The organism is Plantibacter sp. CFBP 13570, assembly GCF_014841395.1.
Classification (GTDB): domain Bacteria; phylum Actinomycetota; class Actinomycetes; order Actinomycetales; family Microbacteriaceae; genus Plantibacter; species Plantibacter auratus.
Window position 1 is genome coordinate 1 of record NZ_JACYTW010000121.1, and the last position, 4,605, is coordinate 4,605.

Annotated in this window: 4 protein-coding genes; 2 read left to right on the top strand and 2 right to left on the bottom strand. The window is 71.8% G+C overall.

The annotated features are described in order from the left end of the window. A partial coding sequence (locus IFT89_RS19685; RefSeq protein WP_213014338.1) for an FAD-dependent oxidoreductase occupies positions 1–1,180 on the top strand: 1,180 nt, incomplete at its 5' end. Further along, on the top strand, positions 1,177–2,751 hold the full coding sequence (locus IFT89_RS19690) for an ABC transporter substrate-binding protein (protein WP_194644942.1): 1,575 nt from the start codon (positions 1,177–1,179) through the stop codon (positions 2,749–2,751). The genes IFT89_RS19685 and IFT89_RS19690, both read left to right, overlap by 4 nt. A 301-nt stretch (positions 2,752–3,052) precedes the next feature. Here IFT89_RS19690 and IFT89_RS19695 read toward each other — a convergent pair whose 3' ends face one another. Together IFT89_RS19695 and IFT89_RS19700 are read right to left on the bottom strand one after the other, a co-directional pair. Continuing rightward, positions 3,053–3,685: a HutD/Ves family protein gene (locus IFT89_RS19695; protein ID WP_202939823.1), complete on the bottom strand. Its 633-nt coding sequence runs from the start codon at positions 3,683–3,685 to the stop codon at positions 3,053–3,055. Further along, the coding region (locus IFT89_RS19700; RefSeq protein WP_202939824.1) for an amidohydrolase family protein at positions 3,682–4,605 on the bottom strand (924 nt) is incomplete at its 5' end. The genes IFT89_RS19700 and IFT89_RS19695, both read right to left, overlap by 4 nt.

A 4,605-nucleotide genomic window follows, 5' to 3' on the forward strand; every position in this document is an offset into this window, starting at 1 on the left:
GGCGCGCGCCGAGGTCGTGGTCATCGGCGCCGGGATCGTCGGTGCGGCGGCTGCACGCTCGCTGGCCGAGCAGGGCCGCGACGTCCTGCTGCTCGAGCGGTACCCGCGCGGTCACGAGCACGGCTCCTCCCACGGCGCGACCCGCATCTTCCGTCAGGGTTACGACGCCGACGACTACGTCGCCCTGACCTCCGAGGCGCTCGCGGCTTGGCGGGCGCTCGAATCGGCGAGCGGGCGGACGCTGCTCGACCTCACCGGTGCGCTCGACCACGGCCGCCCCGAGATGCTCGCGGCGATCGAGGCGGCGATGACCCGGGGTGGGATCGCGTCGGAGCGCCTCACCCCGGAGCAGGCGAGCGACCGCTGGCCCGGACTGCGGTTCGACCGCGAGGTCCTCCACCACGCGACCGGCGGGCGACTGTACTCCGCCGAGGCGATCGAGGCCCTGCTCGACCTCGCCGAGGTGGCCGGAGCGACCCTGCGCTTCGGCCTGCGGGTGGCGGGCGTCGATCCGACCGAGTCGACCGATCCGACCGCCGGTGTCGGCGGCGCCGTCGTCCGCACCGAGCTGGGCGACGTCGTCGCGGACCACGTGGTCGTCGCGGCCGGCTCCTGGACGCCCGACCTCGTCGGCGCCCTCGCTCGCAGCGTCGGCCGTCCGCTGCCCGAGATCGTCGTGACGCAGGTCCAGCCTGCCCACTTCCCGAGCGAGCTGGGCGCCGACGCCTGGCCGAGTTTCGTCCACTACCCCGCCGAGGGGTCGAGTGTGTACGGGCTGCTGACGCCGGGCGAGGGGGTCAAGGTCGGGCTGCACGGCGGTGCCGTCCACGTCCACCCCGACGAACGCGACGGCCTCGCCGAACCCGAGGAACTCGCGCGGCTCACCGCCTACGTCGCCGAGTGGGTGCCCGGCGTCGACGCGTCCGCACCCCATACCATCAGCTGCCTCTACGATCTGAGCCCCAGCGAGGATTTCGTGATCGACCGGATCGACAGCATCATCGTCACGACGGGATTCTCCGGTCACGGGTTCAAGTTCGGCCCGGTACTGGGACGCCTCATCGCCGATCTCGTCGACGGAGCCGAACCGCACCCGAGGTTCGCGCTCGCCGCGCACGCGGTACCCGTCGCGCCATCAGCATCAGCACCCCCGCAGTCACCCGAAGGAACCGCTCCATGAACCGATCCGCCAGATTCGCCACGGTCGCCATCGGCCTCGGTGTCGTCGCCGCCCTCACCGGTTGCACGGCCCAGGGCGGCACCACCACGACCACCGCGCTCGTCATCGGCACCACCGATCAGATCGTCTCGCTCGACCCGGCCGGTGCCTGGGATCGCGGCTCCTTCACGCCGCAGAACCAGATCTACCAGCACCTCCTCAGCTACGACGAGGGCGACGTCGTCCCCGCGCCCGACGCGGCGGAATCGTGCGACTTCACCGACGAGACCACCTACGTCTGCACCGTCAAGGAGGGGCTGACCTTCTCCAACGGCCACGCGCTCACGGCCGAGGACGTCGTCTACTCCTTCACCCGCGTCCGTGAGATCGCCGCCGACAACGGCCCGTCGCCGCTGCTCGCGAACCTCGACAGCGTCGAGGAGGGAGACGACAACCAGGTCGTCTTCCACCTCACGGTCCCGAACGACCAGACCTGGCCCTACGTGCTCACGAGCATGGCCGGGCCGATCGTCGACGAAGAGGTCTTCCCGGCGGACGAGCTGCTGAGCGACGACGACGTGATCGGCTCCGGCCCCTACGCCGTCGACAGCTACCAGGCGGGCGGGCTGCTCTCCCTCGAGGCGAACTCGCGCTACTCCGGGACCCGCGCGAAGACGCAGCACGTCGTGCTCAAGCCGTACACGACGGCGTCGAACCTGCGGCTCGACCTGGAGAAGGGCGACGTCGACATCGCCTACCGCTCGCTGACCGCGACGGACGTCGCCGACCTCCGGAGCGACTCCGACCTGCAGGTCGTCGAGGGGCCGGGCGGTTCGGTGCGGTTCCTCACGTTCAACTTGAACACCCAGCCGGGCGCGAACGACGCGCAGAAGCTCGCCATCCGGCAGGCGGTCGCGTCGCTCGTCGATCGTGAGGAGATCGCCGACCAGGTCTACAAGGGCACCTACGCGCCGGCGTACTCGGTCGTGCTCGACGGTCAGACGGGTGCGACGCCCGCGTTCCAGACCGCGTACGGTGACGCGCCGGACCCCGCGAAGGCCGCGGCGATCCTCGCCGCCGCCGGTGTCAGCACCCCGGTCGCCCTGCCGATCCAGTACACGAGCGACCACTACGGTCCCGACTCCGACCAGGAGTACGCGCTCATCAAGTCGCAGCTGGAGGAGTCCGGCCTGTTCACCGTCGACCTGCAGTCGACGGAGTGGACGAGCTACGTGAAGGAGCTGAACCCGGAGTCGGGTTACCCGGCGTACCAGCTGGGGTTCTTCCCGGACTACCCGGACCCCGACAACTTCCTGCGATCGGCGTACTCGACGACCGGCGCGTCCGTCGCCAACGGATACTCGGACCCGGCCGTCGACGCGCTCATCGACACCGAGGCGACGGCGACCGACCCGGCGGCGCGCATCGCGGCGATCGAGCAGATCCAGGCACTGACCGCGACCGCGGCTCCGATCATCCCGCTGCTCCAGGGCACCGAGACGGTCCTCGCGCAGAAGAACGTGACGGGCCTCGAGGACACGCTCGACGCCACCTACACCTTCCGCTTCGCGGTCCTCGACCGCACGAAGTAGCCGTCGCCGCTGGGGTTTGTGCCAGCGCGGTGCGCTGACGTGAGCGCGGGTCTGTGACGTGAGCGCGCCCCTCCGGAGACCCGCGCTCGCGTGCGCGGGGAGCGCTCACACCGGGTGTGCGTCATTCGCGCGGGCGCACCGCGCCGGCACCCGGTGGGGAGGTCTCAGGTCAGCGCGGTGCGCTGGCGCGAGACCTGCCGACTCGGCGTGGGCGCGGGTCTGTGAGGTGAGCGCACCCCTCTGGAGACCCGCGCTCGCGGCCGCGGGGCGCGCTCGCGTCAGCGCACCGCGCTGGCACCCATCACAAGTGGGGGAGGACCTGGGCGAGTGCGATCGTGGCGTCGCCGGTCAGGGACAGGGTGCCGGCCTCGAGTCGGAGGGCGTCGTGCCGCTGGAGCGCACCAGGGCTGAGACCTGGCCCCTCCGCCGACAGCAGTCCATCGAGGAACACGACGAACGTGGTGGCTCCCGGCGGCGTGATGACCAGCATCGAGCCGTCGACGACGCCGACCTCGAGCGATCCGCGGAACCGGTCCCGCGACACCATCAGGTTGAGATCGAGCGTCGGCCCGACCACGCCCCGCGACGACACCGCTGAGGCCCCGTCGAAGGCGGCGACCTGCCACCGGTCCAGCTCGACCGGCTCACCGTCGATCACGAGTCCGAGTCCGCCCGCCGACAACGCCATCAGCTGACGGTCGACGCCCGGGAACGACGAGAAGGTGACGTCCGACTCGACCGTCGCGATGCTCAGCGTCCACCCCGGAGCGGCCGGCGCGTCGCCCTCACCATCAGCGCTCCCACCATCGGTCCGAAGCCCGACGGGTTCGACGGCGATCTCCGTCGCGGTCCCCAGCCCGTTCCGCCAGCGGTAGCTCCGGTGCCCGGCGGCCGGCAGCAGCACAAGTGCAGGACCCTCCGTCGAATCACTCACCGCTGCGTCGTCCCAGCCGTGACGCGCTCGCCGCGCTGCCGGACGCCGACCGTCAACGGCACGCCCGGCCGGTAGGCGAGGTGTGAGACCGAGGGCGCGTCGAGCACCTGCAGGTCCGCGAGACCACCCACGCGAAGCGATCCGACGGCGTCGGCCCCGTGCTCGCGACCGACCGCCGCCGCGGCCCCGCGCGTCGCCGCCCACACCGCTTCGGCGATCGTCAGCCGCATCTGCAGCACGGCGGTCGCGACGCAGTACGCCATCGACGTCGTGTACGAGGTGCCCGGGTTGCAGTTGGTGGCGAGGGCGATCGAGGCTCCGGCGTCGATGAGGGCGCGCGCCGGCGGGAACGGTTCACGCGTCGACAGATCACAGGCCGGGAGCAGGGTCGCGACCGTCGACGAACCCGCCAGGAGGTCGACGTCGGCGTCCGAGAGGTGATTGCAATGGTCGACGCTCGCGGCCTCCAGCTCGACCGCCAGGCGCACCCCGCCGCTCTCGCCGAGTTGGTTCCCGTGCACCCGGACACCCAAGCCAGCGGCGCGACCGGCGAGCAGCACCTCGCGCGACTCCTCGACGTCGAAGGCGCCGACCTCGCAGAACGCGTCGATGTACGACGCGAACGGAGCCACCGCCGCGAGCATCGGCCCGGTGACGAGGTCGAGGTAGTCGCGGCGGTCGACACCGGCCGGCACGAGATGGGCCCCGAGGAAGGTGACGACGTCGGCGACCTCGGCCGCCGCGCGAGCGGATCGCTCCTCGCCCTCCACGTCGAGCGCGTACCCCGTCTTCGCCTCGAGGAAGGTCGTCCCCTGCGCGAGCGCCTCCGCCCGCAACCGCCGCGCACCCGCGACGAGCTGCTCCTCGGAGGCCGCGCGGGTGGCAGCCACGGTCGTCGCGATGCCGCCCGCCGCGTACCG